This window comes from Aminobacter sp. Y103A, assembly GCF_030294925.1.
Classification (GTDB): domain Bacteria; phylum Pseudomonadota; class Alphaproteobacteria; order Rhizobiales; family Rhizobiaceae; genus Aminobacter; species Aminobacter ciceronei.
Map to the genome: position 1 here is coordinate 163,289 of NZ_AP017986.1, position 17,128 is coordinate 180,416.

Consider the following 17,128-nt stretch of genomic DNA (forward strand, 5'->3'; position numbering starts at 1 on the left):
AGAGATATGCCGCGCTAGCGGGCGATTACAATCCCTGGCGCCGGTCCTGCCACCTGGCCTGGGCGATGGCGACTGACGGGGCTGCAGCGGCGAAACTGCGAAACGGCAGGGCGCGCGGCGAAGCCTCGGGGATCGGCAACGCGTCGAGCGGCGTGCCTGACGCAGCGTCGGCCAGCACCTCGCCGAGCATGGCGGTCAAGGCGATACCTCGGCCGTTGCAGCCGATGCCGCCGATGAAGCGCGGGCCGAACTCATAGACATGTGGCAGGAAGTCGGTGGTCATGGCGGCGGTGCCGCGCCAGATGCTTTCGACGGCAGGCGGTCGCGGCAAGCCGAGCTCGGCCTGCAGGCGCCCGGCGACCATCGCGGCCATGCGCGCCTCGGCGCCAAGCGGAAGCATCGACATGCCGCCGCTGATCAGCCGGTTGTTGCGGTCGAGCCTGAAGGTGAAGAGATTGGCACGCGTGTCGGCAACGGGGTTCCGCTCCGGCGAAATGCGCCGCACAGTGACCTCGTCGAGCGGGGCGGTGGCAATCTGATAGACGCGCAGCGGCACGACGATGCGGCCGAGGCGGCGGGCGGCGCCCTGTTCCGAGGCATTGGTGCACAGCAGGACCTTATCGGCGTCGATCGTGCTTTGTCCGCTGGTCAGCCGCCAGCCATCGTTCGACCGCTCCACGGCCTGGACAGGTGTGTGTTCGTGGATCGATGCACCGGCCTTGATGGCAGCACTCGCCAATCCATAGGCGTAGTTGAGCGGGTGCAGTGTGCCGCCGCTCTCATCGATGAGGGCGCCGGCATTGTGCCTGAGGCCGGCGCGGCGGCGCGCCTCGCCGCCATTGAGCATGCGCACCGGACGGCCCAGTGCCTGCCAGGCCTGCGCCCGGCGTTCGAGGGTGCCGAGCATCGTTTCCGAATGCGCGACATGCATCCAGCCGACCTGCTCGGCATCGCAAGCGATGCCATGTTCGTGGATGGTCGCGTAGACGCGATCGGCGCCGCCACCGATCATCTGCAGCAGTCTGTAGCCGCGTTCCTCGCCAAGCTTGCCAACCACCGCCGCAGGGTCGGCCTTGGCGAAATTCGGCACCACGAAACCGGCATTGAGTCCGCTCGCGCCGCTGCCGATCGTCTCCGCCTCGAGCACGGCGACACGCGCGCCGCGTCGGGCGAGGTGGAGTGCAGCGGTCAGGCCGGTGAAGCCGGCGCCGATGATTGCCACGTCGACCTTGCTTGCAGCGCGCAAGGGCTGGGTGACAGGGGCCGGATTGGCGGTTTGCCACCACACGGTACGCATGTGTTGGTGCGGCGCGCTCTGTGCGGTGGTCATGATGTCGCGAAGTCCGGCAGGCAAAAGGCGGTGACAGGTGGAAGCGGGCCGGCAAAGGCGGCGATCTCTACAAGGCACGTCTGGGCGCTGCAGCCTTGCGACAGGCCGGACGCCGGCATGTCGAGCGTCAGCACGTTCGGGTTGCCGTGCTTTTCGAGCCCGGTCACGGGGTCCGGATCGAACCAGGCGCCGGTGTTGAGCCGCACCACGCCGGGCATGATGTCGCCGGTGATGGTGACGGCGGCCAGACAGCGGCCGCGGTCGTTGAACAGCTCGACGATCTGTCCTTGTTCCAGCCCGCGTTGCGCAGCATCCCGAGGGTTCATGTAGACCAGCTCGCGGCCATTCGACTTGCCGCCGGCGCTGTGGGGGCTGGCGTCGAGCTGGCTGTGCAGCCGGCGCGCCGGCTGGTCGGTCAGAAGGTGCAGCGGATATCTGGTGGCGAGCCCGGCGCCCAGCCACTCCACCGGTGCCATCCATGTCGCATGACCGGGGCAGTCGTCCAGGCCGAAGCCGGCGATACGCTGCGAGAAGATCTCGATCTTGCCCGACGGTGTACCGAGCGGTTTGCGCTCCGGATCGGCGACGAAATCGGCAAGCATGGTGACCGGCTGGTCGAGTGGGGTCAGGTCGATCAGCCCATCGCGCCAGAAGGTTTCGAAATCGGGCAGGTCGAGCCCGCGCGCGCGATTGAGCGGCCGGCATTCCTCGTAGAGCCGCGACAGCCAGCCCGTCGCGTCGAGCCCTTCGGAGAAGGTTTCGCCGCAGCCGAGCCGCTCGGCCAATTCGGCGAAGATGGCGTAGTCGTCGCGCGCCTCTCCCGCCGGCGGCACTGCTTGCTTCATGGCGACGATGAAGGCCTCCAGCGTGGCGGAACCGATATCGTCGCGTTCGAGCGAGATTGTCGCCGGCAAGACGATGTCGGCGCGCTTGGCTGTCGGCGTCCAGTACTGCTCGTTGACGATGACGGTGTCGGGCTTCTGCCAGGCCTTGAGCAGGCGGTTGAGATCCTGGTGATGGTGGAACGGGTTGCCGCCGGCCCAGTAGATCAGGCGGATGTCGGGGTAGGTCTGCGTCTTGCCGTTGTAGGTGAAGGGCGCGCCGGGATTGAGCAGCATGTCGGCGATGCGGGCGACCGGAATGAAGTCGGGAATGCCCGGCTTGAGCTGCGACAGCGTCGGCCCCTTGATGCGGGTGTGGGCGCTGCCGACAAGATTTGCCGCGCCATAACCGACGCCGAAACCGCCGCCAGGTTTCCCGATCTGGCCGAGCATTGCCGCCAGCGTCACCACCATCCAGTAGGGTTGTTCGCCATGGCTGGCGCGCTGCATCGACCACGAAACATTGAGCATCGTGCGTGCCGATGCCATATGGCGGGCAAGATCGACAATGGTTCCGGCAGGCACGCCGCTGATCTCTTCGGCCCATTCGGGTGTCTTCGGCACACCGTCGGTGGCTCCGGTGAGGTAGGGGACGAAGTTCTCGAAACCCGTGCAGCAGCGGTCGAGGAAGGCCTCGTCGTGCAGGTCTTCGCTGTAGAGTACCCAGGCCAGCGCGAGCATCAGGGCGGTGTCGGTGTTGGGTCGGCAGGCGATCCATTCGGCCACATCGGAGACGGCGCCGAAATTGTCGCGCACCGGGCCGATATTGACGAAGCGGGTGCCGGCCGCGCGCATGCCGGCAAGGCCCGCCGGCACGCCGTGCAGGGCGACGCCGCCGGCATTGATCTGCGCATTCTTGACCGGCACGCCGCCGAAGCTGACGAACAGCTCGCAATGCGCGGCCAGCGTGTCCCAGGAGGAATGGCCGGCCATCAGTTCGTCCATGCTGGCCACGATATGCGGCAGCACGACATTGGCGGCGCCCAGGCTGTAGGAATCGACATGCCGGACATAGCCGCCGGCAGAGTTCAGGAAGCGGTGCACCTGGCTTTGCGCGTGGTGAAAGCGGCCGGCACTCGACCAGCCATAGGAGCCACCGAAGATCGACGCATTGCCGTGGCTCGTCCGGACCCGGTCGATCTCGGCGGCTGCGAGGTCGAGGGCGAGGTCCCATTCGACCTCGACGAAGGGATCGCTGCCGCGTCGTTCCGCTGCAGTGCCAGGGCCGTGATCGAGCCAGCTCTTGCGTATCGCCGGGCGCCGGACCCGGAGCCTGTCGAGCGCCGGGTCGAGTTGGTAAAGGCCGATCGGGCTCGGGTCCCGATCGCGCCTGAACGGCTTGAGGGCGGGCAAGCCGTTCCCGCGGGGTTCGACCTCGTAGGTGCCCCAATGGGAAAGCGTGTAGCTGGTCATGCCCGTCCCGTACCTGTTGCTGCTGCCTTAGCCGTCGATTTCCGCCAGCAGCTTCGCCATATCCTCGGCGCTGATGGTCTTGTCGATGACCAGTTCCCCGCCCTCGATGTGCCAGGTCAGCGCGGGGCCGCTGATGTCGCCGTTGACGTCGAACTCGATTGGACCGAGCGCGCCGACATACTTGATCGGCTTGCCGGCCTTGACCAGCTCCAGTGCCTTCTTGAACTCTGCCGGGCCGGTGCCGATGACCTCGCCGCCAGGCGTCTGGGTCTTGCGGATCGCATCGCGGATCGCAGGGCCGGACAGGTCGGGCGCGATGTTCATGGCAAGGCCGAGGATCGTTACGGCATCATATTCGTTGGAAATGCCAGGGCCGTCGGCGCTGATGTTGTAAGCCGCCTTGAACGCCGCCTTGAACTCGTCGAGCGTGGCGCTCTGGGTCGAGGTGTTGTCAGTGCCGAACGCCTTGGTCAGGTACTTGGCGCCGACCGCCTTGACGAAGTCGGGGCTGCGCAGCGCGTTGTTGAGGATCAGCTGCTGCGTGCCGCCGAGCGAGATCCATTCGCGGGCGATGGTGGCGCCGTCCTGTGGGAAGGCGACGATGAACATCGCATCGGGCTTCTCGGCCAGCGCCGCCGAAACTTCGGCGCGATAAGACGCCTGGTTTTCGTTGAAGGCGACAGCCTTGACCACTTCGCCGCCGAACTTCTCGGTCGCCTTGGTGAAATCCTTGACCAGGCTCGCGCCGTAGTCGGTGTTCACATAGATCATCGCGATGCGCTTGAGGCCGCGGTCGGCCGCGATCTTGGCCGGCAGGTAGGAGAGGTTCTTGACCACCGGGAAGGTGCGAAAGAAAAAGCCGCCGGTCTTGCCTTCCTGCGCCATCGTCGTCAGCACCGGGGCTGACGAGCAGCAGGCGATCTGGGGGATCTGCGACGGAGCCGATACCGAGGTCAGGATCGGGATGGTGACGCCGCTGCCGATGCTCGCCGACAGTGCCTTCACGCCCTCGACATCGACGAGATATTTGGCGGCGTCGACGCCGACATTGGGCTGGCCCTGATCGTCGCGCAGCACGAACTCGACCTGGCAGCCCTTGACGCCGCCGCCTTCGTTGATGTTGGCGATGGCGAGCTGTGCGCTGTTGCCGATGGCCTTGCCCACCACACCCATCGATCCCGTCAGCGACAGCACGCCGCCGATCTTGACCGGGCAAGCGGCGTCCTGGGCCATTGCCGAGGTGGTGGAAAATGCGGTGGCTGCAAGCAGGCTGGCCAGCATCAGGCCCTTGGTTTTGTTCATCAGTCCGTTCCCCTTGTTTGGATGATGGCAGCCGCGTGCTCGTCTCAGGCCTTGGTGCCCCGTTGGTCAAGCCGTCGCGGAAACGTTCCTCACTTCCATCATTTGATCATAAGCGCACAAAATTTTGCGGTTGTAAAGCGAGGCCGGAAGACGTGGAGTTGAGACCGAAACGGCGGAGGAAATGCCGAAATACGTGATTGTAATCAGACGTTTGATTTATTTAGCAGCGTCTTTCGTAGCCGCCTAACGCAGGAGAAAAGCGAAGCGTCCGATTTTCGGATTTTTGTCGAATTTGTGCCGGCTCGGAAAATTTTCACCTGCCCTGAAGGCGAAAGCAGGCACAATGCAGCGGCCTGCCGGGGTCAAAATCAGGCCCGCTGGCATCTCGACAGCTGCCCCTTGGTCAGTCAAACCGCGCCGAAACCATGCATGCGGGGATATTCGAGCTTGAAGGATGCCAGCCTTGTTGGCATCTAGGCAAAAATAATATTTGCAAATGCATATGACTTGATTAGGCTGAAACAAACCTGGCCTTCCGGACCGGGCAAAGAGGAGGAGAGCCAAGATGACAGCCAACCAGACGCTGGCGGATTTCGCGTCGGCAATCGCCACGGGCGCGGTCCAGATCGTCGACCTCACCGCACCGCTGGGGCCAGATACGCCGGTCCTGTACCTGCCGCCGGACTTCGCCAGGAACACGCCGAAGTTCAAGATGCACGAGATCTCGCGCTATGATGCCAACGGTCCGTGGTGGGCCTGGGGCTGGATGGAGCTCGGCGAGCACACCGGCACCCATTTCGATGCCCCGGTGCATTGGATCTCCGGCAAGGATGTCGCCCAGGGCACCACCGACACGGTGTCGCCGCAGTCATTCGTAGCACCTTGCGTCGTTATCGACTGTTCAAAGGAGGTCGCCGGCAATCCGGACTTCCTGCTGACCGCCGATGGCGTAAAGGCCTGGGAGGCGGTGCACGGTCAAATACCGCGTGGCGCCTGGGTGCTGATGCGCTCGGACTGGTATCCGCGCAACACTTCGTCCGAGGCCTTTCTGAACGCAGACGACAATGGCCCGCATACGCCCGGGCCGAGCGTCGACTGCGTTCGTCTGCTTGTCGAGCGCGGCGTGCTCGGTTTCGGCAACGAATGCGTCGGCACCGATGCCGGCAGCGCGGTGGCGATGGATCCGCCGTTCCCCGCGCACAGCTTGCTGCTCGAAGTCGGCAGCTACGGCCTCGCCAGCCTGTGCAACCTCGACAAGCTGCCGGCCACCGGTGCCGTTCTGGTCGTGGCGCCGCTCAAGATTGTCGGCGGCACTGGCAGCCCGGTGCGCGCCTTCGCGCTCGCGCCACGCGCCTGATCGAGCCTCAGTGGGGACTGCGGCGGCTCCCACCGCCGCTGTCGCCTCGAGATGGATGGGTACCAGCCATCACGAGGCGTAGGGCCGGGTTGCCTTGTGGCGCCCGGCCTTTTCATTTGATGCCAGGTGAGACGCTCTGGACGGTTGCCGGATAATCGGCTTCATGGCAATCCGGACAGCGTCGAACTCCATCGAGCCGAACGGGTAGCAATGGTCACGAAATACTTCACCGGGTCGTTCAGGGAAGCTGGAGATGGCAACCGTCTGCCCAGCCTCGGCGAAATCGGGCTCAACCGCTTTGCCCCGCACCTCATCAACCGCCTGTCGGCAAGCTACAACGCCAACCTGCAGGAACGGCTGCGCCCGCTCGACCTGACCACGCCGAAGATGCGGGCGATCGCCCTTCTGACGATCTCGCCCGGGCTTACCGTCAACGAGCTGTCATTCCTCGCGGTTGTCGAACAGTCGACGATGAGCCGTACGCTCGACGCGCTGGAGGAGCAGGGCTTTGTCCGGCGCCAGTCGCGCGCTGACGACATGCGCGTGCGCGAAGTGCACATCACCGACGCCGGCCGCGATGTCTTCCAGCAGTTCTGGCCGGTGCTGTTCGGCATCTTCTCGCAGCTGTTCGAGGGCATCGAGCCCGACGAATACGACGCTTTCATCGTCACGCTGCACAAGGTCCTGCGCAACATCGACCGGATCGGCGGCGGCGGTGACGCAACGGTCAAGAACGGCGACGGAAAGGCCGACGCCGAGACTTAAGCTACGGCGCGAGCGCGTCAGACGAAGCTGCGGACCGTCGCCAATGCGCCGTCGAGCGACTTGCCGGCCTCGTCCTGCAACGCCGCCTGCACGAGGCGCTTGAGCCAGGTTCCGCCATCCTCACGCCCCTTGAGCAGGGGCACTGCCGACAGCACCTTGTCGAACTTGCCCTGGCCGCGGCTGTGGGTGTCGGAATAGCCCTTCACCAGCCGACGGCTGCCGACCACCGCTGACGCCAGCTCATAATTGGCGGGCAGCAGGGATGACGCCATTTCCAGCCAGCTTGCGATATGCGCCATCTCGCGCTTGTGGCGCAGCATGGTGCGGCGTATCGGCTTCAGGCTGGAGAGCGCATAGAGGGCCAAAAACCAGCCGACGGTACCGGTGCGCACGCGCCGGCCCTTGCTGAACAGGCGCTCCAGCAACTTGAGCAGCGCCGGGCGGTTCTCGATGAACTGGCCGAGGGACGCCGGCATCGTGCCGACAACCTCCTCGGCGCGCGGGTGCATGTATTCGGTGGTGTAGACGAGTTGCTCGCCGGTAGCGCCGATCTCCTTGCGGACGCGTTCGAACCGCGTCGCGCGCGTCTTGAGGTCGGCGACCCGCACGACATCGTCATAGGCCATGGCGATGGCGAGATATTTGGCGATCTCCTGGCTGAAGCCGAAGTTCCTCGTTTCGCCGCCGGCGTTTCGGTCAAGCGTGAGCAGGCGCGACGCGGTGTCGAGATACTCCTCGGCATAACGCGGGTCCTGGAAGTCGACGAGCTTCTTCGCGCCGGCATAAAGCATCGGCGCCAGCACTGGCGGGAACTCGGAATGGATGCGGTCGAGCAGCCGGTCGAGCTTTGGATGGCCGACCGACAAAGGTGCGTCCGGCAGCAGCTTTTCAGGCTTCCTGGCCAGTTTATCAGGCGTGCCGTCGCGGGCTCTGTCGAATGCGGCGCCAAAGGCACGCAGGCTGGCCTCGACGCCCTTGCCGCCGGCGCGCACCGCAGCCTCGAAGGCCTGGCGCGTGAACGGCAGGACATTGGCGCCGGCCAAGGCGCCGAACATCGCCGACGAGATGACGCTGCCATTCTTTTCGGCCAGCGTCTGCATGTCGAAGACAATAGTCTTCCTGGCCGCGACGCCGAAAGCATCGGCGACGGCGAGCGGATCGCCGGTGCCGTCGCCCGGCACTTCCTTTTCGCCGACCGCATAGGATCGATGCGTCGAGGCGATCAGCGTCGTCTTGTCCGGCGTGACCAGTCCACGCAGCATCGAGCGGCCGGCTTCCATGAATTCGGCTGCCAGCACGACATCGACGTCGCCGGGCGTCGGCATCAGTGACAGCACCGGCATCTGGCCGTCCTTCGGCTTGAGCATCTCGACATAATAGATCGTGGCACCGGTGCGCTGGGCAACACCGGGCACCGAGGTCGACTGGGCGACCCAGCCCTCGGCCTCGGCGAGCGCCACCACCCAGTCGGCGAGCACGCCGCCGCCTTGCCCGCCCATGGCGAGGATGGCAATCGAGATCGGCTTGTCGTCGGCGGCTATGGTGGTCATCGGACTGCTCATGTCGTTCACCCGAAGACCACGCGCCTGGCTTCGCGGCGGCGCTGCAGGAAGCCGATGACGGCGTTGCGCAGTCTGGCTGCTAAACGGTCGCGCCGGGTGGGGTTGTAGATGATGTCGGCGCGATAGAAGGACGGGCACAGCACTGCCGCCTCCGAGACCTCGCCGCAATTGCCACAGCCGACGCAAGTGTTGTCGATCGCCACCACCGGATCGTCGCGCAGCGGGTCGTCGGTATGCTTGAGCGACAGCGACGGACAGCCTGACAGGCGGATGCAGGCATGATCGCCGGTGCAGGTGTCCTCGTCGACGCCGAAGCGTTCGCGCACCATGCGCTGGCCCGACTTGACAGCCTTGGAGAATAGCGGCTTCTCGCGCCGCTGACGGTTGAGCATGCATTCAGAGGAGGCGACGATGATCTTCGGCCCTTCCTCCTTCGAGGTCAGCGCCTCCTTCAGCGTGTCGCGCATCTTCGCCACATCATAGGTGCGGTCGATCTGGCGCACCCATTTGGCGCCGATGCCCTTTACCGCCTTGACGATCGAGTTGTTGGTCGAGCGCTCCGGATTGTCGGCGCGTGACGACAATATGTCCTGCCCGCCGGTCGCCGACGAATAGTAGTTGTCGACGACCATGATGACGCCGTCATGCTTGTTGTAGACGGCGTTGCCGACCGAGGTGGTGAGCCCGTTGTGCCAGAAGCCGCCATCGCCCATCACCGAGATGGCGCGCTTGCCGGCGTCGACATTGAAGGCCGAGGCAGAGGCCGGCCCGAGGCCGTAGCCCATGGTGGAGCCGCCGATGTTGAACGGCGGCAGGATGGAAAACAGGTGGCAGCCGATGTCGGCCGAGACGTGGTGTTCGCCGAGCTCCTGCTCGACGAGCTTCATGGCGGCGAAGATCGGCCGTTCCGGACAGCCGGTGCAGAAGCCAGCGGGGCGCGCGGGCACGACGGCGTTAAGCGCCTTGACCTTCGGATCGGCAAGCACCGCATCGGCGCTGGGCAACGGCGGGCGGTTGCCGAGAAGGGCTACGGCATGCTCCTCGAGAAACGCCTGGATGCCGTTCATCAGCACGGCCGCCGTATAGTCGCCGCGGATCGGCAGCACACCCTTGCCGGCGAGCCTGGTGTTGATGTCGCGCCGGCGCAGGATCGAGTTCACCGCCTGCTCGAGATAGTCGGGGTGCCCTTCCTCTACCATCAGCACGGCGCGCTTGCCGGCGCAGAATGCCGACACCTCGTCGTCGATCAGCGGATAGGTGACGTTGAGCACATAGAGCGGGATTGCTGTGTTGCCGTAGGCGTCGGCGAGCCCCAGCAGTTGCAGCGCCCGCATCACCGAATTGTACATGCCGCCTTGCAGGATGATGCCGACATCACCCGCGTCGGGGCCGAACCATTCGTTCAACTTGCGGCTCTTGATGAAATCGATGGCCGCCGGCCAGCGTTTCTCGATCTTCTCGCGGTCATGCACGGTGATCGACACCGGCGGCAGCACGATGCGGTCGAGATCGCGCACCGGATTCTCCAGCGCCTCCTTGATCGTGAATTCGGGACGCTTGTTGTCCTTGGCGACGAACTGGCCATGCACGTGGCAGGCGCGGATGCGCACCTGCATCATCACAGGCGTGTTGGACGCTTCCGACAGCTCGAAACCGTCTTCGACCGATTTGACGATCGATTCGAGATTGGGGCGCGGGTCGAGCAGCCACATCTGCGACTTCATAGCGAAGGCATGGCTGCGTTCCTGCGGGATCGACGAGCCCTCGCCATAGTCCTCGCCGAGGATGATCAGCGCGCCGCCCTTGACGCCGCTCGACGCCAGGTTGGTCAGCGCATCGCAGGCCACATTGGTGCCGGCGGTCGATTTCCAGGTCACCGCGCCACGCAGCGGGTACATCACCGAGGCGGACAGCATGGCGGCCGCAGCGGCTTCGGAAGCGGAAGACTCGAAATGCACGCCGAGCTCGTCGAGCACCGGCTTGGCATCGGCGAGAACGTCCATCAGATGCGAGATCGGCGAACCTTGGTAGCCGCCGACATAAGAGACGCCGGACTGCAGCAGCGCCTTGGTGATGGCGAGGATGCCCTCGCCGCGAAAGAGATCGCCCTCACCGAGCTTGAGGTCTTCGACCTCCCGCGCAAAAGACCGTTCCGCCATGTCGACCCTCCCAGGCGTGGCAAGACCGCTGCCACCATGGCTCGACGCCCCTCAGGGCCGCCAGGCTTGCCGGGCGTCGAGCTGCATATCTATGAAAATGCATATTCATGAAAATGCATGGATCTGTCAATCGCTGCGGGGTGGATCAAAGGGTCGAAAGATTAAGCAGTCGAACGAGTAGCGATCTTCCTTGATCGATACGTGTGATGCATGTCTGTGCATATATAAAACGATCGCCCAGCGTCACGGCGTGCGACTGCAACGCCAAAAGCTCCGCTTAGCTGGCTGGCCGATGCCAGCGCAGCGACATGCAGGATAGGCCGGCGTCGATCTTGCCGATCTCGGTCGTCTTGAGCGACACCACATTGTAGCCGAGCCGGTCGAGCATCTCGATTGTGCGTGGATAGTCGGAACCCACCATCACCACGCCGTTGACACGCAGCGCGTTGGCGGCTGGCTCCTCACCTGCCGGGATGGTGACTTGCCGGAAGCCATCGAACACACCAGAACGGCCGAGCCTTTCGGTGGTCAGCATCGTCTCTTCGTCGAGCAGCGAGCAGTCGGTTTTGAAATGCAACACGCCTTCCGGGGTCTGCACGATCTCGCCCTTGCGTCCGAGGCGGTCGAGGCTGGCGACGAGGCCTTCGGCACCGGCGCGGTCGGTGCGGGCCGACAGCCCGATCATCACGCTCCGGGGCGTGGTCAGCACGTCGCCACCGTCAGCGAAGCCTGATGACGGCAGGTCGAGCACGGTGCTGAACATCGCCTTCAGTGTCGGGGCGATTTCTGCGGTTTCCCCGACCCGGGTCTCGGCGCCGGGCCGGAGCAGGATCGCACCCTCAGGGAAAACCAGTGCGGGGTCCTCGACGAAGATCGAGTCGGGGAAGTTATCCAGCGCCGGCAGCACCGTGACCTCGACGCCCGCCGCCTGCATGGCTGTGATGTAGGCCGCGTGCTCCGCCTTGACGCCATCATAGGTCGGGTTGCCACGATCGTCGGCGCGCAGGCCGTTGACCACCGAGCGCGCCGGCTCGCGCACGATCGCCGCGTTGAATTCGTAGACGGCTGGCTTCGATGTCATGCGGCGTGCTCATCTTGCTGGTTTGGATTGACGGCAGCCTGCCCGAAACCATCTGGCATGTCGACGGGCAGGACATGGGCCAGGGTTGCGGATGCGTCACTGCCCGCGTGCGCGTCGAAACTCGCTCGGCGACTGGCCTGAAATGCGGTGGAAGTCGCGGCTGAAATGATAGGGATCGGCATAGCCTGAGCTCAAGGCCACCGCCGAGATCTTGGCATCGGAGGAGGTCAAAAGCCGCTTGGCGAAGTTCATGCGTTCGTGGCGCATCCAGTCCATCGGCGTGGTGCCGGTCTTCTGGCGGAACTGGCGGTGCAGCTGTGAGGCGCTGAGGCTGGAAATGTCCGCCATGTCCTCGATTTGCCAGTTGCGGGCGATGTCGGCCCTCAGCGCCCGCATCAGCCGCTGGATGCGCTCGCTGCTGTCTTCCTCCTGCTCGCCGCGTTCGGCGACCAGCAGCGCGATCAGCTGGCCGACAATGGCGCTCGACAGCGCGTCGGTGGTCTGGCTGCGATGGCCGAGCGTGCCGATCGCCTGCTCGAACAGCGGCTCGGCGGTGACAGATCCCGAAAAGACCGGCGACTGGCCGACACGCAGGAAGGCGAACACCGCGTCGAGGCCGTGGCCGTCGATACTCATCCAGAAATAGTGCCAATGGTCGGCCTCGGCGTGGCAGCCATGGGCATATTGCATCGCCGTATCGAGCCAGACGACGCTTCCGGCTCCGGCGGCGAAGCGCTGACCGGCGATCTCGATCAGGCCGCGGCCTGAGATGGTCAGGATCAGCGTGTGGTGGTGGAAGCGCCGCGTCACCAGCCCGTCGTTTTCGGTGAAGTGCGTGCGCCCGGCGACCAGGATCTTGTAGGGATAGGCCTCGGCGTGCCGCCCAGGTGTGTGGAACAGGATCTCGTCGCGGTGGTCTTTGGTCATTTTTGCGCAGGCCGGTAAGCTCGTCCGTTGCCAGCGTTGTAATGGCATGTCGCCGACGATGCGAGTTTTATCCATCAAGGCGCGACTGGGGTGCATTCATATCGGCGCCGTTGGCGCTAGCCTATGACGACAGCTGCCGCATCGTGGCGGCAATCCAGTTGGAGCGACAAGATGGCGACCGCTACCCCAAAGGCAAGCGTATCAGGCACGGCATTCGAGCCGCTGTCGCGCGCCTTCGCCCAGAACCCCTATCCGGCCTATGCGGCGCTGCGCGACAAGGGGGAGCCGCAGTTCTTCCCTGACTTCGACATGTGGCTGGTCGCCGGCTTCGACGACGTCGCCGGCATCGCCCGCGACAACTCGATGGTGCGTTCGCCCGAATTCTTCATGTCCGAAGAAGAGATCACTGAGCAGAAGCGCCGGCAGAACTGGCTCGACATGCCACACCATCAGCGCTTCGTGCAGTTCTCCATGCTCGACAGCGACGGCGACGTTCACGACCGGCTGCGCAAGCAGGTGTTCCGCGAGTTCACGCCTGTTTTCATCGCCCGGCAGCGTGGCATGATCCAGAGTTTCGTCGACAAGTTGGTGGACGGCCTGATCGGCAAGGGCGAGATCGATTTCGTCGAGGACCTCGCCGCCCAGGTGCCGGGCCACATTATCGGCCGCGTGCTTGGCGTGCCTGATGAGGATTGCCCGCAGCTGCGCGTCTGGTCGGAACGGGTTGTCCAGTTCTTTGACATCAATCGCTCCGACGAGCGCAAGGCATTGGCCGAGCAGGCGACGACCGAATTCTACCATTACCTGCTCAAGCTGATGGCCGAGCGCCGCACCGCACCGCAGGAAGACCTGCTCACCCGGCTAATGGCGGCGCAGGATGCCGGTCTCCTCAATGAAGACGAGCTGGTCTCGACGTGCATGCTGATCCTGATGGCCGGCCACGGCTCGACCATCGACGTGCTCGCCTCCGGCATGCATGCGCTGCTGCGCTTTCCCGACCAGATGGAGCGTCTGCGGCAGGATCCGGGCCTGATCCACACAGCGATCCAGGAGATGTTCCGCTTCGAATCGCCGCTGCCCTTCTTCCACCGTTACTCGACCACCGACTGCATGGTCGGCGGCAAGGCGTTCCCGCGCGGCACCAAATTCGGCCTGCTCTATGGCGCCGCCAACCGCGACCCGGCAGCCTTCGGCGAAGACGCCGGCAGCTTCGATGTCGGCCGCAACCCCAACCGTCACCTCGCTTTCGGCGGCGGCGCCCATTTCTGCCTCGGCAACCATCTGGCGCGCCTCGACATGGAGGTGATCTTCACCACGCTGATCAAGCGGCTGAAGTCGATTTCGCTCGCCGAAGCCGAGCCCCAATACAAGCCCGGCCTGTCCGTGCGTGGCCCCAAGGCGCTGCGCCTGACGCTGACCCCGGCCTGATCCAGGAGAACAACATGTATCGCGTAACCTTCGTCGACGCCGACGGTCTGGCAACCGAACTCACGGCCAATGAAGGCCAGAGCGTCATGTCGGTGGCCGTTGCCAACGGCATCGACCAGATCCTCGCCGAATGCGGCGGTTCCTGCGCCTGCGGCACCTGCCACTGCTATGTCGACGAGAGCTGGACCGAAAAGCTGCCTGCAGCAGACGATTCCGAGCAGGGCATGATCGAATGCCTGATGAACCCGACGGAGCGGAGCCGGCTTACCTGCCAGCTCAAGATGTCAGCCGCCCTCGACGGCCTCGTCGTGCACCTGCCGCGCGAGCAATATTGAGCGTGGCCGCCACGGCCCAAAGGCGCTATCTCTAGGCTTCCCGGTAACAGGAGGCTCTGATGACGCTGCAACTGACGGGCATTCACCACCTCACCGCCATTACTGCGGATGCGCCTGGTAACCTGCGCTTCTACACAGGGACGCTGGGCATGCGGCTGGTCAAGAAGACGGTCAACCAGGACGACACCAGCGCCTACCACCTGTTTTATGCCGACGGAAAGGCAAGCCCGGGCTCGGACCTGACCTTCTTCGACTGGCCGGTGGGGCGTGAGAAGCGCGGCACCCACAGCATCTGCCGCACCGGCCTGCGCGTCGCCGGCGAAACGTCGCTCGACTGGTGGCGCGAGCACCTTGCAGCCAAGGGCATCGACGCCTCGGAGACAACGGACATTGGCGGCTACAAGTCGGTCGACTTCGAAGATCCCGAGGGTCAGCGCCTGCGGCTGGTCGACGACGGCGGCAAGGGACCGGCCAACGAGTGGTCGGCAAGTACAATTCCATCAGAGCACCAGATCAGGGGCCTCGGGCCGATCACCATCAGCGTGCCCGACCTCGCCAACACCGAGCTGGTGCTGACTAGGGTGATGAATCTGCGCAAGCTGCTCGATTTTCCCTCGCCCGATGGCGAAGGCCATGTCCATACCTACGAAATGGGTGAGGGCGGGCCTGCGGCCGAGTTGCACGTCACCGTCCAGCCAAAACTCAATCCGGCGATGCAAGGTGCAGGCGGCGTCCATCACGTCGCCTTCCGCACACCAGACGTCGAGCAGATCCACGAATGGACAGCGCGGCTGCAGGAGTTTCGGCTGCCGTCGAGTGGCGAGGTCGAGCGTTACTATTTCCGTTCGCTCTATTTCCGCGAGCCCGCCGGCGTGCTGTTCGAGATCGCTACCGACGGCCCGGGTTTCGCCGTCGATGAGCCGATGGAGACGCTCGGCGAACGCTTGTCGCTGCCGCCGTTCCTCGAGGACAGGCGGGCGTCGATCGAGGCCAGGCTCAAGCCTCTGGTATGACCCGGCAAGGCGCGCCGTTAGAGATTGCGAGCGGCCAGCCAGTCTCTGACGATCTCGATATCGGCCGCCTCGAAAGCGTGGCCTGAGGATATGGTGCGGGCATCGACCTCGGCGCCGGCGTCGCGCAGCAGGTCGGCGAGTTCGGGGCCGAAGCTGCTGAACACGTCGACGTCGCCCGCGATCGACAGCACCTCGGTATTCGACAGGTCGGCCGCCGGCGGTTGTTCCAGCACCATCGCTGCGCGCAGCAGCGCCGCCCGCCTGATGGCGCCAGGATGCAACAGCATGGCGGCAGCCAGCATGTTGGCGCCGTTGGAGTGCCCAAGAAACACTAGCTTTGCCGGATCGAGCCGGTAAGCCTCGATGGCTCCCTCCACGAAGGCGACCAGCGCCTTGGCCTCCGACCTGATGTCGGCCTGGTCGAATTTGTTGGCCGAGAAGCGGCGAAACCAGCGTGGTGCGCCTTCGTCGGTGGCGCGGCCACGCAGTGCCAGCAGGGTGGCATTCGGCGCGGCCTTGGCGGCGAAGGCGAGAAGGCTGGTCTCGTTGCCGCCCGAGCCGTGCAGCAGCACGATCGTCGTGCCATCTGCATTTTCGGGCGTATAGAAGCGGTGCACGAAAGGCAGTTCGCGATAGATGACGCGCTCCTCGCCCGGCCAGGCGAATTGCGGCAGCATCGTCTTCAGCTCATCGATCTTGTCGGCGCGGTCGGGCGGCACGAACAGATGCGTGCCGAGTTCGTCCAGGGCTTCGTCCACCGCCATTCCGGGCGCATCGGTCGCCAGCTCGATCAGCGTGCCGCCCGGTTCGCGCACATAGAGCGAGTAGAAATACTTGCGGTCATGCACGTTGGTGATCGAGGAATTGCTGGAGCCCAATTCGCCATGCACCCGTTCGACCTCGGCGACGTCTTGGGCACGGAAGGCGATGTGGTCGATGGTGCCGGTACCCGGCGCGCTCGACCAGAAACCCTTGGCGTCGCGGATATCGACAACGTCGCCGGAGTCGGAAATCAGCCGGCGGATGAACTCGGTGCTCGTCTGGGGCCGATAGCCAAAATGCTTGGCAATGAAACTTTCGGTCAGCTCGGGCACCTCGGTCATGATGGTGGCGCCGCGGATGCGGCGGATGGCGTGCTCGACCGGAACGCTCGAACCGTCCCAATCCACCGGGGCCGGGAAGCCTGCCACCCCGACCAACTTGACGATCACTCCGTCGGGGTCTTTCAGCCTGAGCGTCGGCTCGCCCATCTCTTCCATCGGGCCCGAAATCTCGATGTGATGCGACAGCGCCCGCGTCAGCCAGAACCCTATGCTGGCCGGATCGATGGCGAGCGATATCTCGCTCGCCTGGCCGTGGCCGATGCGGCCGGGTCCGCCGTCCTCCCAGACGAGGAAGGTGATCAACGTTCCCGGCTTGGCTGCGCCATCGCCATAGAACAGGTGAAGCTGGGTCGCGTCTTCATAACCGCCGGTCTGCTTGACCAGCCGGAGCCCGAGGAAACCGACATAGAAGTCGACATTGGCCTGCACCTTGCGGGTGATGAGCGTGATGTGATGGATGCCTGCGCCCATG

At 64.7% G+C, this 17,128-nt stretch carries 13 protein-coding genes; 5 read left to right on the forward strand and 8 right to left on the reverse strand.

Annotation, left to right across the window (positions count from 1 at the left end; all coding sequences use genetic code 11):
- Positions 1-25: 25 nt before the first annotated feature.
- From Amn_RS00845 to Amn_RS00855, 3 genes are read right to left on the reverse strand one after another with little or no spacing between them, the layout of a single operon-like run.
- Positions 26-1,330, reverse strand: a complete 1,305-nt coding sequence (locus Amn_RS00845; RefSeq protein WP_286294272.1) for an NAD(P)/FAD-dependent oxidoreductase — start codon at positions 1,328-1,330, stop codon at positions 26-28.
- Complete coding sequence (locus Amn_RS00850) at positions 1,327-3,624, reverse strand: molybdopterin guanine dinucleotide-containing S/N-oxide reductase (RefSeq protein WP_286294273.1); 2,298 nt, start codon at positions 3,622-3,624, stop codon at positions 1,327-1,329. Before Amn_RS00850 ends, Amn_RS00845 begins: the two co-directional genes overlap by 4 nt.
- 27 nt (positions 3,625-3,651) lie before the next feature.
- A complete protein-coding gene (locus Amn_RS00855) occupies positions 3,652-4,926 on the reverse strand; it encodes an ABC transporter substrate-binding protein (protein WP_286294274.1) in 1,275 nt (424 codons plus the stop codon).
- 565 nt (positions 4,927-5,491) lie between these two features.
- On the opposite strand from Amn_RS00855, the gene Amn_RS00860 reads away from it, so the two are divergent.
- Both Amn_RS00860 and Amn_RS00865 read left to right on the forward strand, forming a co-directional pair.
- Positions 5,492-6,283 carry a cyclase family protein gene (locus Amn_RS00860; RefSeq protein WP_154385214.1) on the forward strand — a complete coding sequence of 264 codons (792 nt, stop codon included), beginning with the start codon at positions 5,492-5,494 and terminating at the stop codon, positions 6,281-6,283.
- Between the two features lie 210 nt (positions 6,284-6,493).
- Positions 6,494-7,048 (forward strand): MarR family winged helix-turn-helix transcriptional regulator, encoded by a 555-nt coding sequence (locus tag Amn_RS00865; RefSeq protein WP_154385213.1) that lies wholly within the window; start codon positions 6,494-6,496, stop codon positions 7,046-7,048.
- A 17-nt stretch (positions 7,049-7,065) separates the two neighbouring features.
- Here Amn_RS00865 and Amn_RS00870 read toward each other — a convergent pair whose 3' ends face one another.
- From Amn_RS00870 to Amn_RS00885, 4 genes are all read right to left on the reverse strand, one after another.
- On the reverse strand, positions 7,066-8,598 hold the full coding sequence (locus tag Amn_RS00870; protein ID WP_246670767.1) for an indolepyruvate oxidoreductase subunit beta family protein: 1,533 nt from the start codon (positions 8,596-8,598) through the stop codon (positions 7,066-7,068).
- A gap of 17 nt (positions 8,599-8,615) precedes the next feature.
- The gene (locus tag Amn_RS00875; protein ID WP_154385211.1) at positions 8,616-10,769 is read right to left on the reverse strand and encodes a ferredoxin family protein; all 2,154 of its coding nucleotides are present in this window, start codon (positions 10,767-10,769) and stop codon (positions 8,616-8,618) included.
- A 277-nt stretch (positions 10,770-11,046) separates the two neighbouring features.
- Entirely contained in the window at positions 11,047-11,850 is an 804-nt protein-coding gene (locus Amn_RS00880) for an arginine deiminase family protein (RefSeq protein ID WP_286294275.1), read from the reverse strand.
- A 96-nt stretch (positions 11,851-11,946) separates the two neighbouring features.
- The gene (locus tag Amn_RS00885) at positions 11,947-12,777 is read right to left on the reverse strand and encodes an AraC family transcriptional regulator (RefSeq protein ID WP_192312623.1); all 831 of its coding nucleotides are present in this window, start codon (positions 12,775-12,777) and stop codon (positions 11,947-11,949) included.
- Between the two features lie 171 nt (positions 12,778-12,948).
- On the opposite strand from Amn_RS00885, the gene Amn_RS00890 reads away from it, so the two are divergent.
- The 3 genes from Amn_RS00890 to Amn_RS00900 are packed head-to-tail and all read left to right on the forward strand — an operon-like array spanning position 12,949 to position 15,553.
- Positions 12,949-14,205 carry a cytochrome P450 gene (locus tag Amn_RS00890; protein WP_286294276.1) on the forward strand — a complete coding sequence of 419 codons (1,257 nt, stop codon included), beginning with the start codon at positions 12,949-12,951 and terminating at the stop codon, positions 14,203-14,205.
- Positions 14,206-14,219: 14 nt separating this feature from the next.
- Positions 14,220-14,540, forward strand: a complete 321-nt coding sequence (locus tag Amn_RS00895; protein ID WP_192312616.1) for a 2Fe-2S iron-sulfur cluster-binding protein — start codon at positions 14,220-14,222, stop codon at positions 14,538-14,540.
- Between the two features lie 59 nt (positions 14,541-14,599).
- A complete protein-coding gene (locus tag Amn_RS00900) occupies positions 14,600-15,553 on the forward strand; it encodes a ring-cleaving dioxygenase (protein WP_286294277.1) in 954 nt (317 codons plus the stop codon).
- Positions 15,554-15,570: 17 nt separating this feature from the next.
- Here the strand turns inward: Amn_RS00900 and Amn_RS00905 are convergent, their stop codons facing one another.
- Complete coding sequence (locus Amn_RS00905) at positions 15,571-17,127, reverse strand: VOC family protein (RefSeq protein WP_286294278.1); 1,557 nt, start codon at positions 17,125-17,127, stop codon at positions 15,571-15,573.
- Between the last annotated feature and the right edge of the window lies 1 nt (position 17,128).